Origin of the sequence: Photobacterium makurazakiensis (assembly GCF_050336715.1) — a bacterium.
GTDB classification, from domain to species: domain Bacteria; phylum Pseudomonadota; class Gammaproteobacteria; order Enterobacterales; family Vibrionaceae; genus Photobacterium; species Photobacterium makurazakiensis.
The window spans coordinates 1-19625 of the sequence record NZ_JAKJSJ010000092.1 but is presented as its reverse complement, the minus strand read 5'-3'; the positions used below and the strand labels follow the sequence as shown (position 1 = coordinate 19625).

Here is a 19625-nt window from a genome sequence, read left to right as displayed (position 1 = left end):
CCAATTAGAAAGATTAGTCAGCTATGTCAGAAGTTAACAAAGACACTATTGCTCAAGAAGTACAGCAGTGGCTCGAAAACGTCGTTATTGGGCTTAATCTATGCCCTTTTGCCGCAAAACCAAACCGTAATAACCAAATTAAAATCCATCTTCATACCAGTACCTCCGAAGAGGCACTATTAGAAGATATCTTTCAACAGCTTAAGAAGCTCGATGAGACAGCCGCTACCGATCTAGAAACAACATTAGTGGTTGCAACACAGCTGTTCAGTGACTTCGATGACTACAACCAATTCCTTGATTTAGTTGACGCGCTGGTCTTCCAATGTGGATACGAAGGCAAATATCAAGTTGCCACTTTTCATCCAAACTACTGTTTTGCAGGCACACATCCCGAAGATGCGGAAAACCTGACTAATCGCTCCCCTTACCCAATCTTTCATTTAATCCGTGAAGACAGCATGGAAAAGGTACTAAAGCACTACCCTGATCCTGAAGGGATTCCAGAACGCAATATCGAATGTGTTGAAAATCTTAGTGACGAGGAAGTTAAAAAGCTTTTTCCATTCCTAAAGTAATTTATAGCTTTGTCGATAAAAGTTAGCATAATTAAAATCAGCAGCTACCAGCGTCGTATCTCGGTAAGCTACGCTATAATTTACCTTTTACAGGTAGCCGCTGTTAATTAATCACCAACTAATGACTTTTATACTGGTAAAGTAATCAAAAAATGCAGCTAGTACCCTTTTCAATTTTTAGACATGCCTTTGTTAGGTTTGCCTTACCAAGCCTGCTGGCTTTTGCTGCTTTGCTATGCCTACAGCCGTTACAACACGCGCTTGTCTCTTACGAAGAGCTGTTGCAATTACTTCCCTATACACTACTCCCTATAGCCGTCATTTTAGGCCAACTGTTTAATCAAGGCAGAACCTCGATGGCTGCTTTATTGATGCTCATTGCTTATTACATCATCCAGAGTGAGCTGCAATCACCGCTTGCTGTTAATCAAACAATGCTGACCTATACACTGCTTGCGTTTTTACTACCTTTAAACATCCTAAACCTTCACCTCACGCAGAACAGGCGAATTTTTTCTCGCTCTAACATTACTTATATCGGCTTCATTGTTAGCCAATTAGCTTGGGGGGGGCTTGTTGTCCAGCACTTTAAAGATGTTAACCTTTCAGCGTTATGGGACAGCTACTTATTTAACACGCAGCCCTTCTCGCCATTACCCATAGTCATAATCTCGATATCAGTCTTAGCTTGTGCCGTACAAGCATCGGCAGTCCTAAAACGCAATCACAGTGATGATCAAGCTCTATTCATCTGTACACTTTTTACTGGCATCACCTTTATTTTTTTCCAATATCCCTTGATTTCAAGTACTGCATTTTCAATCGCTTCTATCCTACTTCTACTGAACCTCATCACATGCAGCCATGAACTCGCTTATATCGATCAGCTTACTTCGATTGCTGGGCGTAGAGCGCTTGAAACAGAGCTTAAACACCTAGGTCGCACATACACCATTGCTATGCTCGACATCGATCATTTCAAACAGTTTAATGACACTTATGGGCATCAAACTGGCGATAATGTACTTCAACTCGTAGCAAGTATTTTGTCTAATCAACATAGTGGCGCAAAAGTTTTTCGTTATGGCGGTGAAGAGTTTACGATTTTATTCAAGGGGAAAGAGGTATCTGAATGCCTTGATGCGCTTGAGAGCTTACGCCAAGAAATAGCAAGTTATCCACTAACCCTTAGACTTCACTCTGAAAGGCCAAAAGATGATGTCGCTGGTATAGAAAACAGACAAACAAGCATCGATAAAAAGCAGGTCCGAATTACAGTCAGTATCGGTGTCGCAGACAGCTATCTTGATCCAAAGCCTCAACTTGTTTTAAAAGCAGCAGACAAGGCGCTCTACAATGCTAAAGCTTCTGGGAGAAATCAGGTAAGTACGAGGCATAAAAAAACCCGATTATAAATCGGGTTTCGGTTACTAAAGAAACTTATCATCATAAAGAATAGTAAGCCCAGCTATGCAGCAACGCCAATAATATAATTAAGCTCGGGTTGATCCTAGCAGATCGGCGGCCAAACCAATGCTAAGACCCAAACTTGGGAGTGGTTTGTCTAAGTGAAAAACAAACCATCTTATTGTTATTCATTTAGGTATTTTTAAATACCTTACACGTATTATATTACAGCTAAATCCACCATGCTAAACAAAAATATAGTTATTTTAATTATGTTTTCAGTCAATATTCAGATCCCTCTTCTATACATAAGCACCTGATGAGTAATAAAAATAATACCATTACACCAATAAGAGACGTTTGTGAACTTGTACATTTACACCATATTAGCCTGTAAAATAATCAACAAGTGTCATAAAAAAAGAGCCTAGCTAAAAGCTAGACTCTTTAAAATAACTAAGGAAATCATCCACAAAAAATTATTGAGTGATCACCCCTTCACACCGCCAGAGGTCAAGCCGCCAACAAGGAACTTCTGTGCAAGTAAGAAGACTGTCGTGATTGGAATCGCTGACAATACCGCTGCTGCCGCAAAGTCACCCCATAGGTAGTTCTGAGGGTAAAGATATTGCTGCATACCAACCGCTAGCGTGTAGTTGTTCACATCAGTTAATAACAGTGATGCTACAGGTACCTCAGTTACAACGCCGATGAAAGACAGAATAAAGACAACCGCAAGAATCGGAACCGATAATGGCAGAAGTACCAAACGGAATGCCTGCCAAGGTGTCGCACCGTCAAGCGCCGCCGCTTCTTCCAGCGAACCATCAATCGTTTCAAAGTAACCTTTGATTGTCCAAACGTGCAGTGCGATACCACCTAGATAAGAGAAGATCAAACCGCCATGGGTGTTTAAGCCCAAGAATGGGATGTACTGACCTAAGCGGTCAAACAACGCATACAAAGCAACAAGTGCAAGTACTGCAGGGAACATCTGGAAAATCATCATTCCTTTCAGAATCGTACTCTTGCCCTTGAAACGCATACGCGCAAATGCATAAGCACTAGTGGTAGACAACGCAACGATAATGACAGATGTAATACCCGCGACTTTTATTGTATTCCACAGCCACAGCAACACAGGGAATGGTGGAGGTGTCACACTACCATCGCTATTTGTCACCGAGAATCCAAGGGCTAGTCGCCAGTGATCAAGCGTTGGGTTACTTGGAATAAGCTCACCACCAGCAAAGTTACCTTCACGAAAAGAGATCGCAATAATCATCAACAGTGGGAAGATTGTTGCCGCTAAGAACAAACACAAGCCCAAGTGTGTTGCCCATACCCGATATTTTAATGTCTTAGGTTGAACCATTGGCATGACGTCTCTCCTTAGTCCTGTTCAAGCTTGGTGTTAGTAAATTTCAGGTTAAGTAGTGCCATACCACCGACCAATAGGAAGATAATTGTTGCGATTGCACCAGCTAGACCGAAGTCTTGACCACCACCACCTTCAAAGGCAATACGGTAGGTATAACTTACTAGCAAGTCGGTATAACCTGCTGGCTCTGACGTGCCAACCATATTTGGACCACCAGATGTTAGTAGCTGAATCATTACAAAGTTATTGAAGTTAAAAGCAAAGCTGGCAATCAACAGCGGTGTCAGCGGCTTGATCAACATTGGTAATGTAATGTTGAAGAAGTTCTGAATTGGCCCTGCACCATCGATAGCAGAGGCTTCATACAAGTCATCAGGAATCGACTTTAGCAGACCCATACATAGGATCATCATGTAAGGGAAACCTAACCAGGTGTTCACCATTACAACCATCACTCGTGCCATTATCGGGTCAGAGAACCATGATGGTTTAATACCAAACATTGCTTCCAACAGCATGTTTATCTCACCAAAGCTTTGATTGAACAAACCCTTGAAAATCAGAATTGAGATAAACGATGGTACTGCATAAGGGAGTATCAGCAGTACGCGATAGATGCCACTACCTTTTAGAGGCTCCCACTGAACGATACAGGCTAATACCATGCCTAATGCCAATGTCAGTGCAACCGCTAAAAAGGCGAAGACAACTGTCCAGACAAATATGCCAAAGAAAGGCTCTTTAATACCGTCATCAGTCATTACACGTTCAAAGTTCGCAGCGCCAACACCAACAACAAATCCTGGTGAAATAGGCTTATCCGTAAACTGACCGTTGTCATCAACCGGTTGATAAAAACCAATTTCCATATTTGGTTTAAACAACTGATGAGTTTGGTTATTCAGCAGCGTTTCACCGTCTTCTTGAAGGCTAAACAACGGCACTTCTGCAGCAAACTTACGTAAGCCACTCATACGGATTTCATCACCGTTCGGCATGCCAAGCTCAATTGAGCTTAAGTTTGCACGGTTCTGAACAATGGTTCTGATAATTTCTTTCTCGCCCTGAACAGCATCCACTTGACGTAAATTCATTTGTTCATCAGCAGGCGGGTTTGCAAGATCAAACACATCGGAGGCTAGCAAATCACCATTTGCTTTTATGATTAGCTGGTGACCATTATCAACCTTGTAAAGATCAAAACCATAGCTTTCACCCGCAAGGAATGACCGTTGTTGGAGCACCGATTGCGCCCGCTCCATAGAGAGCTGATTCGAGGCACTGTAGTTGGTGAACGCAAGTCCAACCGTATAAATAAGTGGGAATATAATGAAAACAATCATCCCGGCAATACCCGGATAGATATAGCGATGAGCGTATGTTTTCTTACTTCCGAAAATATAAAGAGCAAGTGCTGTTAGAACAACGGTAAGAAGTGCAAAAGGAAATTCACCTTGTGCGTACATCAAAACAGTAGCATAACCATTAACCGTACCGATCATGCCAAGAAGTGACCATTTCAGCCACTTACGATAATTTAATTTTGGACTTTCTTGAGAATCTAAAAGTCCTGCACCTTGAACTGACTGCATCTCAGCTCCCTGCTAGCAAAATGACAAATAAAAGTAGGGAGAGTTACCTCTCCCCGTAAAAAGTGTTACTTAACAATGTGGCCTGCGGCTGCGTCTAGCGCATCATCAACGCCTTGGCGACCATCAACAACATTTTGAATCGCGTTACCTTGCGCATACCAGAAAGCTGTCATTTGCGGAACGTTTGGCATGATTTCGCCGTTCATTGCATTATCCATAGTTGCAGCAATGCGAGTATCTTTATCAAGCGTTTGCTGGAACGACTTAAGTGCTACCGCACCTAATGGCTTATCCGCATCGACTTGTGCTAAACCTTCGTTAGTCAGTAGGTAGTTTTCAATAAACTCAACCGCTAAGTCTTTATTAGGCGAAACTGCACTAATACCAGCGGTTAATACGCCAACGAAAGGCTTAGAAGGGTTGCCGTTAAGCTTAGGAAGAAGTGTTACGCCGTAATCGATGCCAGATTTCTCAATGTTGCCCCAAGACCATGGGCCATTAATTGTCATTGCAACTGTACCTTTGTTGAACTCAGCTTCGGCGATGCTGTAATCCATATCAGGAGAGATAACTTTCTTATCAACAAGTGACTTAATGAAGTTCATGCCGTATTTTGCACCAGCATTGTTAACACCAACATCGTTCACGTCATAGCCGTTCGCAGTGAACTTGAATGCGTAACCACCGTCAGCAGTTAGAATTGGCCATGTGAAGAACGGTTCTTTTAAGTTCCACATGATGGCTTTCTTGCCATCTTTCTGCAGCTCTTTATCTAGTGCTTCAATATCTTCCCAGTTTTTAGGTGGGTTAGGCACTAGATCTTTATTATAAATAAGAGAAAGTGCTTCAACAGCAACAGGGTAACCTACGTACTTACCATCGTATTGAACAGCATCCCATGTGAAATCAATGATTTTATCTTTCATTTCTTGAGATGGGTTAATGTCAGCAAGTAGGCCTGCTTTCGCGTATCCACCAAAGCGGTCGTGTGCCCAGAAAACGATATCAGGGCCATCGCCTGCGGCTGCAACCTGTGGGAAACGCTCTGCTAGGTTGTCTGGAAAAGCAACAGTCACTTTAACGCCTGTATCTTCTTCAAACTGTTTACCTACTTCGGCCAAGCCGTTGTAACCTTTGTCACCATTAATCCAAATGGTAAGTTGACCTTCTTCTATAGCGGCGTGTGCAGAAACAGAACCTAAAGCAGCAAGGGTACAAAATGCGACTGTGCTGAGGACTTTCTTCATTGTTAACATCCTTCATGATTGTTATTGGCTGTATCACAGAGCACGCTCTGCAACACAATTTTCAGGCTGTATCATCCATCAGTATCAAGCACATGGCATCATCCTGTGTTCTACGCCCCCACCCCTTAAGTGTGAAAATCGTGATCTCCGTCGTTTCGATTAGTGATGCAGATCTAATAACGACTTGCGATTGTGATACATCGCACATATTACTTGTAATAAAACCTCCCTTCAGCTGTGTGAAGAACAAAGTGTGATCCAAGTACTCCTCCCCCCCTCATCCCCCTTTTTATTTATTGATAAGGAGGATGTTTCTGTTCCTATAGTGAGCAAAAATACAAAACATACCCAACGGGGTAGTTGAAGAGCTTCACTGCTTGTTTGAAACTGTATTTTACAGAAACCATTTTTTTAAAGACGACAGCACCATTTTATTTCTTGGGGAAGTAAGTAAATTGGATTAGTCAGGGTAGCCGTCTATTCCTGTTAATGAATAGACGTTCTACCCGTTTTTTCTTCAACTTCACTGAAAAATTCTTTACCAGCAAGGTAATGCGCGAATATTATGTGGCCTTGCTGGCAACAACAACTTAGAGGAATAGGCTCGATGGCGAGTGTTACTTTACGAAATGTATGTAAAGCATATGGAGATAACCTGATTTCCAAAAATGTCGATCTCGACATCGCTGAAGGGGAATTTGTAGTATTTGTTGGTCCATCAGGCTGTGGTAAGTCAACCCTTCTACGTTGTATCGCAGGTCTTGAAGATATTACATCTGGTGACTTATACATCGGCGATAAGCATATGAATGACACACCACCTTCTGAGCGTGGTGTGGGCATGGTATTCCAATCTTACGCACTTTACCCACACCTTAACTTATTCGACAATATGTCGTTTGGTATGAAGTTGGCCAAAGCCGATAAAGATGAAACCAAACGTCGTGTTGACCATGCAGCTGAGATCCTTCAATTAGGCCACCTTCTTGAGCGCAAGCCAAAAGCTTTATCTGGCGGTCAACGTCAGCGTGTTGCGATTGGCCGAACGTTGGTTTCTCAGCCGAATGTTTTCCTACTTGATGAGCCGCTATCTAACCTTGATGCTGCGTTACGTGTTCAGATGCGTATCGAAATTGCCAAACTGCACAAGCAACTTGGTTCAACCATGATCTACGTTACGCACGACCAGGTTGAAGCTATGACCATGGCGCAAAAAATTGTTGTGCTTGATGATGGTTATGTTTCTCAAGTTGGTAAGCCACTCGAGCTATACCACTACCCAAAAAACCGATTTGTTGCTGGTTTCATTGGCTCGCCAAAAATGAACTTTATGAGCGTGTTCATTGAACAAGTTGAAGCTGAGCGTGTCATGGTTCAGATGGCTGACGGCAACGCATTCTGGATTCAAGTTGACGGCTCGACCGTGACCAAAGGCGACCGAATGTCACTGGGTGTCCGACCTGAGCACCTTGTTCCTTGTGAAGACGGCGATGCGTGTATTGAAGGTACAGTACAAGTTGTTGAGAAACTGGGTTACGAAACCCAAGCTTATATTCACCTTGATCACATGGACGCTGATTTCATCTACCGCCGTCCTGATACATTAGACATTGAAGCGGGTGATACCTTTAAAGTTGGCCTTCCAGCTCACCGTTGCCACTTATTCCATAGTGATGGTCGCGCTTGCCAACGTTTATACAAAGAACCTGGGGCATAACGCATAGTTCCTTCTCTGCTTTTATATAAAAAGCAAAAGCACAAATAAAAGTAAAAGGCGCTGTCGATTCTCATCACAGCGCCTTTTTTGTCCTTCTTCATTGACCTACAAAGCCCGGAGACGCGATGTTCTTTGACCCAAGTACCAAAAGCTATGATGCAAGCAGAATGGTCACTATTGCAGACATGCAGATTCCACAACTCAACCGGCAACGTACTGTTCGTATCTACTTACCGGTGGACTACTTTACTAGCGAAAAATCCTACCCCGTGCTCTATATGCAGGACGGACAAAATGTTTTTGAGCCCGAGCTTTGTATTGCCGGCGCTAGTTGGCAAGCCGCTGAACACCTTGATGACTTTCAGGAAAAAGGCAAAACTGAAGGGATCATTGTTGTTGCCGTCGATTGCAGTAAAGCACGGGGAAATCTAGGGCGACGCGATGAATACTCACCTTGGCCTTTTTCACCAATCGATGAATTATCAGATTGGCATGAAGCGAGCTTAACGCAAGGAGGAGAAGGAAAAGCGTATTGTGATTTCCTAGTGAATACATTAAAGCCATACATTGATGCCCATTACCGCAGTATGCCCGCTCGTGAACATACCACCATCGCTGGTAGCTCGATGGGGGGATTCATCAGCCTATACTCAATCCTCCAGTACCAAGACACCTTTTCCAAAGCAGGTATTTTCTCACCCGCTTTTTGGTTTTCAGCCAAGCCAATGAAGGCGTTTATTCATAACAAAAAAATCAACCAACCTATCGATATTTATATGGATATTGGCACTCATGAAACAAGTGATGCAAGTAATCCAGCCTTTCCATCACTTTACCATTCTCTTGCTCTCGACGTAGCTAACCAACTCAGCGCGAAATCAAAGCAGCTTCACTGTGAATTTCATATTGATAAAGGCGGTATTCATAGTGAATACGCCTGGGCTTCACGCTTCCCAGCAATGATTGAACAATTTTACGTAAAGTGATCCAAACCAGATAAGGGACAGTTTAGATTCTAAGTGGAACAAGCCCACTACAGATCCTAAACTCAAAAATGAAACCGTGAAGCAGTCAGTTTCAAAATGGAGGAACGTGCCATGAGCAGCCATGACAGAATCGAAGATATCGAACAACGTATCGATTTAGCTTATAACGATGGGAATTATCAGGAAGCAAAAGCCTTAGAAGCCAAATTAAACCAGCTTAGAGGAAACCATAGCTTATACGATAACAATGAGCCCTACTCCATCGAAGGGCGTACCTTCATGGAGAATGACTAAGCCGAAAAACCATGCTGCTCCTTATACCCTGTGACTTAGGTATATATCCGCTTGACCGACGACCATAAAAAAGCGCTGCCAATGGCAGCGCTTTCACTTTGATTCAAAAATACAGTTCGTGAATAATATTTAGTCTATCGCTTGAGCGAGGTTGGCCCGTTCAACTTGTCGCTGTAGTACGTGCTGTTTTTGTAATACAGGAAATTCGATACTTGTATCAGGTTGTGCAAATTCAAGCTCTCCGATCACAGAAGAAAAGCTAGGTTGAGAAAGTTCTAAGCGAACCGGCTCGCCATTTAAAAACGCTGTTGCGCTTATCGGATCAAACTCGACCTTCGCCGGCAGTTCGTCCGAGTTCACCATCAAACAGTACTTAGCTTTATCTTCAGCAACTAGGATCAGTTCTACTTGTTCTGTCGCTGGTTGCTGGTAATCAAATTCAAAGCAGTGAAGATGACCTTCTGCTAATTGATAGCTTACAACCAAGGCATTTGATTGACCAAACCTCAACACTGCATCACAGTACTGCCAGCTTGTTGGCAAACACGGTGATAACACGACTTTTCCAGATAATAACTCAGGCTTAAAGCCAAGATAGTCTTGATATCCGTTACGCGTAAATTCAGAGACTGACCACGCTTGTGCGTAAGTACCTGTTGTCGTTAATCCTCCTTGCTCATTCAAGAATGCATCGAGATTTTCACTCATTGCGCCTCGGTGACCAATATTGAGGATCTGATTTGCAAGATTTTTGGTTAACTCATAAGCGAAATCTGCATAGCCATATTGAATCAGGCTCGACACGGTAAACCCAGCATTCCAGCCCCAAATAGTACCATTATGGTAAGCCGCATCTTTATGGTATTCGTCCCGATTAGCGTGGTAAGGATGGAAAATAGGATCATGTTGCGACAACGATGTGATCCCCCACGGGAACAGCAGCTCGCTCACTGCATTTTTGACAACCTTAGCCCCTACGCTTTTCTCTACTAAGCCATTATCAAACGGGACTGTAAGCGTCATTAACTGGTTTGAGCGCACTTGCAGATCACGTTGATCATCTTGATATAAACGATCCGCTAATCGTGACTGTTGCTGATCCCAAAATAGCAATTGAAAGCTTTGACTAACCCTGTCAGCCATTTTCTGATAGTGCTCTGTATTTTGTTCATCGCCATTGAGTTTCGCCAATTCAACCGCAACAATTAAACTTGTGTACCATAAAGCCTGAATGTCATTTGCACGCGTGCCCCGCGCCGACCACGGTAGCTTACCTTCCAGCTTGGCATCCATCCAAGTGTCAGGGTCTCGATGAGTCATCAAACCGTATTGATCAAGATAGTTTTTTTCAATCCCCGCAATATAGGTCTGTACAACAGGGTACACTGCTTTTGCGTATTCTTTGTCGCCGCTGTAACGCAAGTAATCCCATATTTCACGTACCATCCACGGCGTGCCATCGGTCGTGTTATAGATAATATTGGTTAAACTCGTCACACGGTTAGGTATACGACCAAAATTAACACTGTCTTGGTCATCTAGCTGCATGGAAGCGAAATTATCAATAATGGTTTTAGCATCATCAAAATCACCATTGACTAACGTAATACCCGGTACAGCAATAAAGGAATCACGCCCCCAGCAGTCTTTAAACCACGGTAGTCCGGCCCAAATCCCCTTGCCAAATTCACTGGAAACAAACACCTTGCCCGCAGCTTTTGCCCACATGAGTGCGCGGTTATATTCAAGATCAGACGTCCAAACGTACGAATGCGTCAGCATGTCGTAAACTTGCTGGAGATGTGAGGTAACGCCATCTTGTTTTAATAAGCTATTTGCATAAGCAATGGCCTCATTTTCTGTTTCTGCGAATGTTAAAAAGACAGTCATCTCTTTAACCGCACCAACAGAACTAATTAGAGGCTTAGTATGATGCCCACTTAAGTGAACAACGTCTTTCAAGGCTGGCGTTGCCTCAAACGTTGTTTCTGTGAACTGATATGATTGATTAGCACAAATCGCAATGAAAGAAGGTGTACCAGATTGACGTAATTGTGGCGCGATACGATAGACCACACCATGTTCGAAGCTAACCACTTCCGACCTGTCAATAGCGATATTAAGCTGAGGGGCAATCGATAACTGTGTAGGCTCTAGCGACGTCACCTTAATCGCAGCACTACGCTGGCCTGAAGCTTGCCCTGAAAGCAGCATAAAGGTTTCTTGAGCGCCATTATCAAAGTGATGGGTAACACCATAAGGTAAAATATCTGCATAAGTCGCCGCTGTTTTATCATTGATCTCACCACCAGCGAACGTCGCACAAGTGCCAAGGTACCAACCTTGCTTATGACGATATTTACCCGCAGCTACATAACCGTGGGTCACACCATCAAAATAGCCATCAATATTGTCACCAAAGACATACGGTGCTGTTTGTTCAACACGAATAGCAAGCTGCTCGAACAAGGCCTTAGGCGCTAGCACCTTCCCACCTTTCGCGGTCAACTCAGCCTTATTTGCTTCAATGACATGACTCGACTTGAAAAGTGTACGAGTTGGCTCACAGTCCAAGTTCTCGCCACCAGAGGCAATTATCAACATCTGTTCATCATCAGATACCGTCATAGTTACAGTATATAAACCAGTATCAGGCGCGTTGAACGTGAGATCATTACCTATCCCCTTGGCTGGGATAAGTACTTGAGGTTTATCTAGATGGCAATCAACCGCTTTAAACTTATCAGCAGAAAAACACAATGCTTCACTGCCCTGCTGATCAGAAATTTTAAAGCTGTGAAGATCTGCCGACAAACAAATAACGGCCTGATAACTACCATTACCTAAGTACGCCATTGGTGTATCATCACCCCAACCATTAAATGTTCCTTTTACATATAACGATTCATCAAATGGCGCTTGTTCAATATTGTTCACTTTTACTATTCCCCAAAAACATTGACCTAGTGGATTAATGCCTAATACGAAAAATGCGCAATTCCCCGAGTGACGAGAAACTACGCATTCATTTAATCGTTAGAACATTCAGCTCTTACATCATGACTTAACGGATTTGAGAAGCAGCAGTATCAAGCGCTTCTTTAACAGTCTGACGGCCTTGCAATGAGTTTTCAATCGCAGCACCTTCTGCAAACCAGTAGGCTGTCATCTCTGGAATATTTGGCATGATTTCGCCATTTTCAGCATTTGTCATTGTTGCTGCAATACGGCTATCTTTTGATAACTCTTGCTGGAACGATTTCAGCGTAACGGCACCCAAAGGCTTGTCGTTATTTACTTTGGCCAACCCTTCATCTGTGATTAGATAGTTTTCTAAGAATTCAACAGAAAGGTCGATATTAGGGCTTGCCGAATTAATACCTGCGCTTAGTACACCAACAAATGGGTTCGACTTGCCACCATTTAATGTCGGGAAAACAGCAACGCCGTAATTCAGATTCGACTTTTCAAGGTTAGCCCAAGACCAAGGGCCGTTAATGGTCATCGCGACATTGCCCTTATTGAACTCAGCTTCAGAAACGGCATAATCCATATCAGCATTCACCACGCCCTTGTTTGCTAAATCAACCAAGAAGCTAAGGCCAGCAACACCTGCAGGGTTGTTGATACCGATTTGTTTACCATCAAAACCTGTTTCAGTTTTCTTAAAGGCATAGCCGCCATTGGCAGAGATCATCGGCCACGTAAAGTAAGCATTCTTCACATCCCACATGATGGCTTTTTTACCCTTTGCCGCCATTTCTTTTTCAATGGCGTATAGCTCTTCCCATGTTGCTGGAGGCTCTGGCAATAAGTCTTTATTATAAATAAGTGATGGTGACTCTAATGCAACTGGATAGCCGATCAATTTACCGTCATAAGTCACTGCATCCCAACTAAAATCGACCAACTTATCTTTAAATTCTTGAGAAGGATTTATTTCAGTTAACAAACCAGATTTTGCATAACCACCAAAGCGGTCATGAGCCCAAAAGATAATGTCCGGACCACCACCTGTCGCAGCAACTTGCTGGTATTTTGCTTCAAGCGAATCAGGATATTGAACGTTAACTTTTACACCCGTATCTTCTTCAAATTGGCGGCCAACTTCGGCTAGGCCTTCATAACCTTTATCACCGTTAATCCAAATAAGAATTTCGCCTTCTTGCATTGCAGATGCTGCCATAGGGAAAGCCAGAGCGGCGGTTAACGAGCACAGAGCGAACGATTTCATCACACGTTTCATTGTCATTTTCCATCATTTTTATTTAATACAGGCATTTTCCTCCTCCCACCGCAGATGAGCATCATCCCTCCCCCTACGCCCCCTACTCCTTTGATCCAACTCTGTGAAATTGAACACATTTCGTATTCGTTTTGGGCCATATTCATGATTTCAAAAAAAACGGCTAAGAAATAATTTCTTAGCCGTTTTATAAAATAAATTGTCTAGAGATTATTACTTATCGTTGAGCCCTAGTTTATTAGACAAGGGTTCAATGGCCCAGCCTTGCAACATGACCGATATCAATACAATGAAAAACACCATATGCATCATCTCTTGCGCGCCAGCGACACCAGCCGAGGCAGGGATCAGCGCAAACACAATCGGTGTGGCTCCTTTCAGGCCAATAGCCGAAATAAAGCACTTCTTCTTAAGTGATACCTTCCTAAATGGTAAATAAGTTAAAAATACCGCGGCAGGTCGAGCAATAAATATTAGTGCGATGGCAGGTAGTATCGCCGAGACAACATCTGCAAATAGCTCTTTTGGAAAAAATTGTAATCCGAGAATGATAAACATCAGCGCTTGTGCAAGCCATGAGAGGCTATTAAAGAAGTGTTTACTGACTTCTCTACCACGCTTCAATTCATTTCCAATAAATACACCTGCAACATAAGATGCAATTAGGATATTTCCACCAAGTAGATCACTACCGTAAGCAGCGATAAAAAAGCTTGCCAAAATAAAAACAGGAATCAAACCGTATTCTTCTAGCTTGATTTTATTCAGTAGCCAAACACAGCACCATCCAATCAAATATCCTGCAACCAGTCCAACAACGACTTGCTGAACTAATTCAATGCCTATCTGCATGCCAGTAACGGGTTGCCCAGTATTAACTAGCATCTCAGTTAAAATAGCGACCATTAATAATGCGACGGGGTCATTGGTAGCAGACTCAAACTCCAAGACTGTGTCTGTACTTTCTTTTAATTTAAGTTTTTTGGACTCGATAATTGAGAAAACGGCAGCAGCATCGGTCGATGAAACGACCGCAGCAAAAAGCATACACGTTAGAATATTGAAATCGGTAATAAAATATAGCAAGCCACCAAAGATGACTGTGGTTAGTAAGACACCGACGGTAGAAAGCAGCCCGCCTTCTTTATAGGCGACTTTAATGCTGGCTTTGGACGTGTTTAACCCACCAACAAACACTATGATATTAAGCGCTAACGAGCCGATAAATGACGTTAACGCTAAATCATCATAAACAAAATTAAACTCACCATTACCAAATAACAAACCTACGCCAATGAAAATAAGCAGTGAAGGTAAGCCCAGCGTCTTTGATGGCTTGTGAAGTAGGATACCAACGGCGATCAATGCAGCCATCCCTAACATAATTAACTCTGTGTTCAATAGACTTCTCCCTACAATGCAGATAAATAACAATCTAGTAACGTTAATTGTATCATGCACTATATTGAATGCAGGTTAACCGTTACTAACAAGCTCGAATAAATCATGCATTAATGTGTTACTAATTGTAATTTATTGACGTGGTGACCTGATTTTTTCAAATTCAACCCATTATTAATAATAAAACAAAAAAAAGCCGCTAAAATAAGCGGCTTATATAAAGCAATTTGTCATCACTTCAAGGACAGTATTAGGCAGTCTAAGGGTTGTATATCTAAGCTTATGCACCCTACCCCAGCTTCTACGGTTAAAGTGGCATTATGCCGTTTGTATAGCAGCTCTTGCAGCTGATAGCTGCCATCATCAAGCTGCCAGCTATCAATTAAAGAAGCCGGTACATACAATGTCACGTCACCTTGCGTCTCATCGGCGAAGTTTGCCAGCACAATTAACTTTTGCTCTTCATCAAATCGACTAAATGTGAACAGTTGATCATTGTAGCCTTCACCATGCTCTCGATTAAATGTGTGAAGCTCTTGGTATTTACCCATCAACGCCGTGCTTTCTAATGAAAAGCTCAGTAGTCGCTGATAAAAATCGCGTAGCTCACGCTCGTTTTCAGTCAGCTGACCACCGTCAAACGCACCATTGTTCATCCAGCGTTGATGGCTAGGTACACCAAAGTAATCAAATATAGTAGTACGAGATGCTAAGCCAAAACCGGCGTCTTCAGCCCCCGCTTCTCCAACTTCCTGACCAAAATAGATCATAGTCGGTGAGGTACTTAATGCCGTTGAAACCAACATGGCTGGCTTGCCCTTATTGGCATTGCCTGCAAATTCAGGGCTCGCGACGCGCTGCTCATCATGGTTGTCTAAAAAATGCAGCATATGGTGCTCAATATCCATAAGCTGTGCTTGCACATCTACGATCGCATCCGTCGTCCCTTTACCCTGCATCACAAGTTTCAGTGTGTCGTATAAGTCCACTTTATCGTATAAATAGTCCATTTTCCCAAGGTGGATATAATCACGGTAGAGATCTGGCTGGTATACCTCGGCCATTAAGAAAGCATCAGAGTTAACCTGTTTAATCGACGAATTCATATAACTCCAGAACTCGACAGGTACCATCTCGGCCATGTCATAACGGAAACCATCCACTCCCATCGCAAGCCAGTACAATGCTATATCGCGAAACTTGATCCACGAATCAGGTACACTCCGTTGCTGCCAAAATTCAAAATGGGCAGCATGATCTTTCTTATCATAACCTTCAGGTAGCTCATCAAAACCTTTGCTGCCATCAGGGCTAATACCGTAGTTGACCTTAACGGTTTCATACCAGTCATCAAAGTCTGGCTGAGCCAAGCGTGAACCATTTCCCGTCCACTTAGCAGGCTTTTCGATAAAAGGAACCGCTAGGCTTGGATGCTCTTCCCCACCTAGAGGCTGGTAGTCATCTTTTGGCTCGGGCACGGTGAACGCTTCATTTGGAATATAGTAGAAGTTGTTATCACGGTGGTATGCAAGCGTGGTGTCATCTGACGCACCAAAGTCCTCCTTCCCTTCAGGGTTCGTTAAACCATGGTAACGACGCGCAACATGGTTCGGTACAATATCAATGATCACCTTTAAACCATTACGGTGGCTTCGCTCAACCAATGCTTGAAACTCTTCAAGGCGATTGGCGGGATCAACCGCAAGATCTGGGTTTACGTTATAGTAATCTTTCACCGCATATGGCGATCCTGCACGGCCCTTAACCACGCTAGGATGATCATTGCCAATACCATATTCGCTATAGTCACGAACGAGGGCATGATGAGGCACGCCTGTATACCAAATATGTGAAACACCCAGCCGCTTAATTTCACTTAATGCTTTGTCCGTGAAATCATTAAACTTACCAATGCCATTTTCTTCTAGGGTTCCCCAGGGCTTATTAGTGGTATTAGTATTGCCAAATAATCGGGTGAACACTTGATACACCACGTCTTTGGTTGGTTTTTGACCACGCCTCTCATTGAGGTTTGGATACTTATTATCTGTCATGAAAATAACTCAAGGCTAAATGAAATAGATAAGAGAACGGGCAAGCGAACGCCTGCCCGTGGTTCCCGAATGTATGCAAAGTGAGGATTCAAAACACCCTGAAATGACGGGAATAAAATTTAAATGAAACCTTACTTTTTGATCAGTTCCAAAAACGTTGCTTCAGCACTGCTTGAACCAGCACGCTTCGCCTCTTCCATTAGAGACAACGCTTTTTGCATATCGTTATTCTTAACTGCGGCTTCTATCTGGCTGTTATAAAAAGCTTCGCTTTCTGGCAGCATTTGAACCGATGTTGCCACTACAGCAGCTTGCACTGGTGCTTTAGGCTTTGGTGACACATGTTTTACAGGTTCAGCTTTAACAGCGTTTGGCACTTCATTCGCACGATAAGAGCGAAGTGCTAGTGGTTTTAAGTCCAATTCAAGAGAGCCAAACTTTTGATGCTGGATAATTGGGTCGGTCACCATTGGACGCGCTAAACCTAACTCTTCCGCACGAATACGCTCAGGATGAGGTATTTGAATTTCACCTTCTCGATACTCAAGCGGAGAATAAACAACCATATACGGTGTCGACGCTTGATCCAACGTTAAACGAGCACGATAGCTTGATAAGCGGAACATATCTGAAGGTGCGACAGTGAATTGGTCTAGCTCTATAGTATCGACAATCTGAAAATCACGGCTCAGTAGAAGTACCTTTGGTGCAAACACACCTGTACTTCGCATCCAGCTTTTCAAACTAACTTGCATTCTTTCTACGTTTTCAGGTAATGCAAAGCCTGCAAAAAAGCTCTTTCCTTCAGCAAAGTCGCCAACCTGAGAGTATTCATCTATGGCAAAGTCTATGCTGTCACCGTTCATAGGAATCCAAGCAAATTCACTGAAAGTGGAACAACATGCTTGTTTTGTAACTGTTACATCTTTAACTATTTCTGTGGATGGGGAATTGGCACAGCCCAATAATGTTGCCGCAAGCAAAGCCGCAATGGTAGTTTTTATAATTTTCATTTTTTTCTCCAATACCCTTTAACTATTATGGGTACATACCTATTTGTTTTAGCTAATTTACTTCAAAAAACCCATAGATATACACTCATATTGAAGTGAAAAAGGCAGCCTAAAGGCTGCCTTAACAGAAATGTGATTTAGAACCAAATTTCAGAGTGAATGCCGAATACAAACTGGCTCTTCTCGCCATTAATTGCAGCATCTTCGTTTTCAGCACCGAACCAAGTTACGTATGGTTTGATTTGTGGACGACCGAAGTAGTCTGCGTTAACTGTGAATACAGTTGCCGCTTCCAAGCTGTAGAAAGTGTTCTTCGCATCAGCTCGGCCCCAAGCTGGTTCACCGATGTCTTCAATTGCGTAAGAACCCGTGAACTCAAGGCGTAGGTTATCATTCACTTTGTAAGTTGGGCGGGCAGCAAAAATAAGACGCTCAACTTCATCTTCACGTGCACCATCAGCACCAGTAACCCAATTCACATTTTCTGGTGCCCAGTACGTAATTTCTGTACCCAACTGCCAGTTTTCACCGATGTTCGCTACACCGTAAGAGGTAAGAAATAGTGATTTAGAGTCTTCACTAAACGCACCGCCACCGCTCCAGCTACCGAAGTTCACACCACGGTTAGTTGCTAGACCTGTACCATAACCGACTGCCGTTTGAGACCAACCATCGAAGCCATAGAAGTCACGGTTATAAGTAATCGAACCACCAATGCCGCGATCTGCATCATCTGAACCAACTTCAGGGTTGGTGCGAGAAGCACGCATTAATTTCAGATCGAAATCAAATGAACCACCTAGTGCCTGAACACCGTAGTAGTAAAAGTCTAGCGATGTTGCTGTCTGGCGCTCATCTAGCTTGTCAACTTTACCTGCATCAGGGTCAACAGAGACAATTGCCACACCCGTTTTATGGCCAGACTCTAGGTTTGTTTCAAAACCAGCACCCACACCAGATGACTGCTTCCAGAATTCACCCGTTAGAATACCCGCAGAACGGTTTAAGAAACGTTGACCAGCCCAGATTTCAGAATTAGCAGGTAGATAAGGTAGGTTACCTAGAGCAACATACGCTTCTTTAATTTCAAACATCGCATCGGTATCAGTTTTCTGAGAACCTTCTGAAGAATATGCATGGGTGTTGCCATTACCGTATTCAGAGCGGATCACGAAGTCACTGTAAACGCCATTTTGGAATTCTGTGTGCTTCTTAATAACGAATTCAACTTGGTTGGTACTTTCGCTTGTTGCAGTATTAGCGTAGCGGTAATCTTCTTTACCCATATCGCCATCGAATGTCGCGAAGTTTTCATCGAAGCGTAGGTTCATCGAACCGTAACCGTGTACTTCCCAACCATCTGTAATGATGTCAGTGGCAGATTCAGCAGCAACGTTGTACGAGGCTAGTGCGGTAAGTAGTGCCGCTGCTACGGGTACTAACTTGTGTTTCATAGATATGTCCCTTCTTATATTTTATTTGTAACTGCTCTCTAGCAGTCTTTTCGGGACTCATATTCAGGCTTGATACAGATTCATACATCATCCCAAGTAAGGAGTAGGAGGGAGGAGTAGAGGGGCGTAGGAATAAGGGGGGAGATTATATTCGTGATACGCCTCACGGATGATAGGCGTAAAACTGAAATAAAATTACGAGATCTTCAGAAAAAACAAGACGCCTGTCACTTAAATTAAATATTGTTGAAATAG

Annotated in this window: 14 protein-coding genes; 5 read left to right on the top strand and 9 right to left on the bottom strand. The window is 43.0% G+C overall.

Translation table 11 applies throughout. The features are described from left to right. The first annotated feature begins 23 nt into the window (after positions 1–23). Together L4D09_RS27065 and L4D09_RS27060 are read left to right on the top strand one after the other, a co-directional pair. Positions 24–578, top strand: coding sequence for a DUF1415 domain-containing protein (locus tag L4D09_RS27065; protein WP_428460643.1), 555 nt, complete (start codon positions 24–26; stop codon positions 576–578). Positions 579–730: 152 nt separating this feature from the next. Further along, entirely contained in the window at positions 731–1993 is a 1263-nt protein-coding gene (locus tag L4D09_RS27060) for a GGDEF domain-containing protein (RefSeq protein WP_428460642.1), read from the top strand. 482 nt (positions 1994–2475) lie between these two features. Here L4D09_RS27060 and malG read toward each other — a convergent pair whose 3' ends face one another. The 3 genes from malG to malE (L4D09_RS27045) form a co-directional block, all read right to left on the bottom strand. Further along, entirely contained in the window at positions 2476–3366 is an 891-nt protein-coding gene (malG, locus tag L4D09_RS27055; protein ID WP_428460641.1) for a maltose ABC transporter permease MalG, read from the bottom strand. A gap of 11 nt (positions 3367–3377) precedes the next feature. Continuing rightward, positions 3378–4958, bottom strand: a complete 1581-nt coding sequence (gene malF, locus L4D09_RS27050; protein WP_428460640.1) for a maltose ABC transporter permease MalF — start codon at positions 4956–4958, stop codon at positions 3378–3380. A gap of 65 nt (positions 4959–5023) precedes the next feature. Continuing rightward, the gene (malE, locus tag L4D09_RS27045) at positions 5024–6205 is read right to left on the bottom strand and encodes a maltose/maltodextrin ABC transporter substrate-binding protein MalE (RefSeq protein ID WP_428460639.1); all 1182 of its coding nucleotides are present in this window, start codon (positions 6203–6205) and stop codon (positions 5024–5026) included. Between the two features lie 607 nt (positions 6206–6812). On the opposite strand from malE (L4D09_RS27045), the gene malK reads away from it, so the two are divergent. The 3 genes from malK (at position 6813) to L4D09_RS27030 (ending at position 9202) form a co-directional block, all read left to right on the top strand. Further along, positions 6813–7922: a maltose/maltodextrin ABC transporter ATP-binding protein MalK gene (gene malK / locus L4D09_RS27040; protein WP_428460638.1), complete on the top strand. Its 1110-nt coding sequence runs from the start codon at positions 6813–6815 to the stop codon at positions 7920–7922. Between the two features lie 125 nt (positions 7923–8047). Further along, a complete protein-coding gene (locus L4D09_RS27035; RefSeq protein WP_428460637.1) occupies positions 8048–8908 on the top strand; it encodes an alpha/beta hydrolase in 861 nt (286 codons plus the stop codon). Between the two features lie 111 nt (positions 8909–9019). Continuing rightward, positions 9020–9202, top strand: a complete 183-nt coding sequence (locus L4D09_RS27030) for a hypothetical protein (protein ID WP_428460636.1) — start codon at positions 9020–9022, stop codon at positions 9200–9202. 129 nt (positions 9203–9331) lie between these two features. Here L4D09_RS27030 and L4D09_RS27025 read toward each other — a convergent pair whose 3' ends face one another. The 6 genes from L4D09_RS27025 to L4D09_RS27000 form a co-directional block, all read right to left on the bottom strand. After that, a complete protein-coding gene (locus L4D09_RS27025) occupies positions 9332–12139 on the bottom strand; it encodes an amylo-alpha-1,6-glucosidase (RefSeq protein WP_428460635.1) in 2808 nt (935 codons plus the stop codon). A 127-nt stretch (positions 12140–12266) separates the two neighbouring features. Further along, positions 12267–13448, bottom strand: a complete 1182-nt coding sequence (gene malE / locus L4D09_RS27020) for a maltose/maltodextrin ABC transporter substrate-binding protein MalE (RefSeq protein ID WP_428460644.1) — start codon at positions 13446–13448, stop codon at positions 12267–12269. A 213-nt stretch (positions 13449–13661) separates the two neighbouring features. Continuing rightward, the gene (locus L4D09_RS27015) at positions 13662–14849 is read right to left on the bottom strand and encodes a potassium/proton antiporter (RefSeq protein WP_428460634.1); all 1188 of its coding nucleotides are present in this window, start codon (positions 14847–14849) and stop codon (positions 13662–13664) included. Positions 14850–15082: 233 nt separating this feature from the next. Continuing rightward, positions 15083–16903, bottom strand: coding sequence for an alpha-amylase family protein (locus L4D09_RS27010; RefSeq protein ID WP_428460633.1), 1821 nt, complete (start codon positions 16901–16903; stop codon positions 15083–15085). A gap of 131 nt (positions 16904–17034) precedes the next feature. After that, a complete protein-coding gene (locus L4D09_RS27005) occupies positions 17035–17916 on the bottom strand; it encodes a MalM family protein (protein WP_428460632.1) in 882 nt (293 codons plus the stop codon). A 137-nt stretch (positions 17917–18053) separates the two neighbouring features. Continuing rightward, complete coding sequence (locus tag L4D09_RS27000; protein WP_428460631.1) at positions 18054–19370, bottom strand: carbohydrate porin; 1317 nt, start codon at positions 19368–19370, stop codon at positions 18054–18056. Positions 19371–19625: the final 255 nt, after the last annotated feature.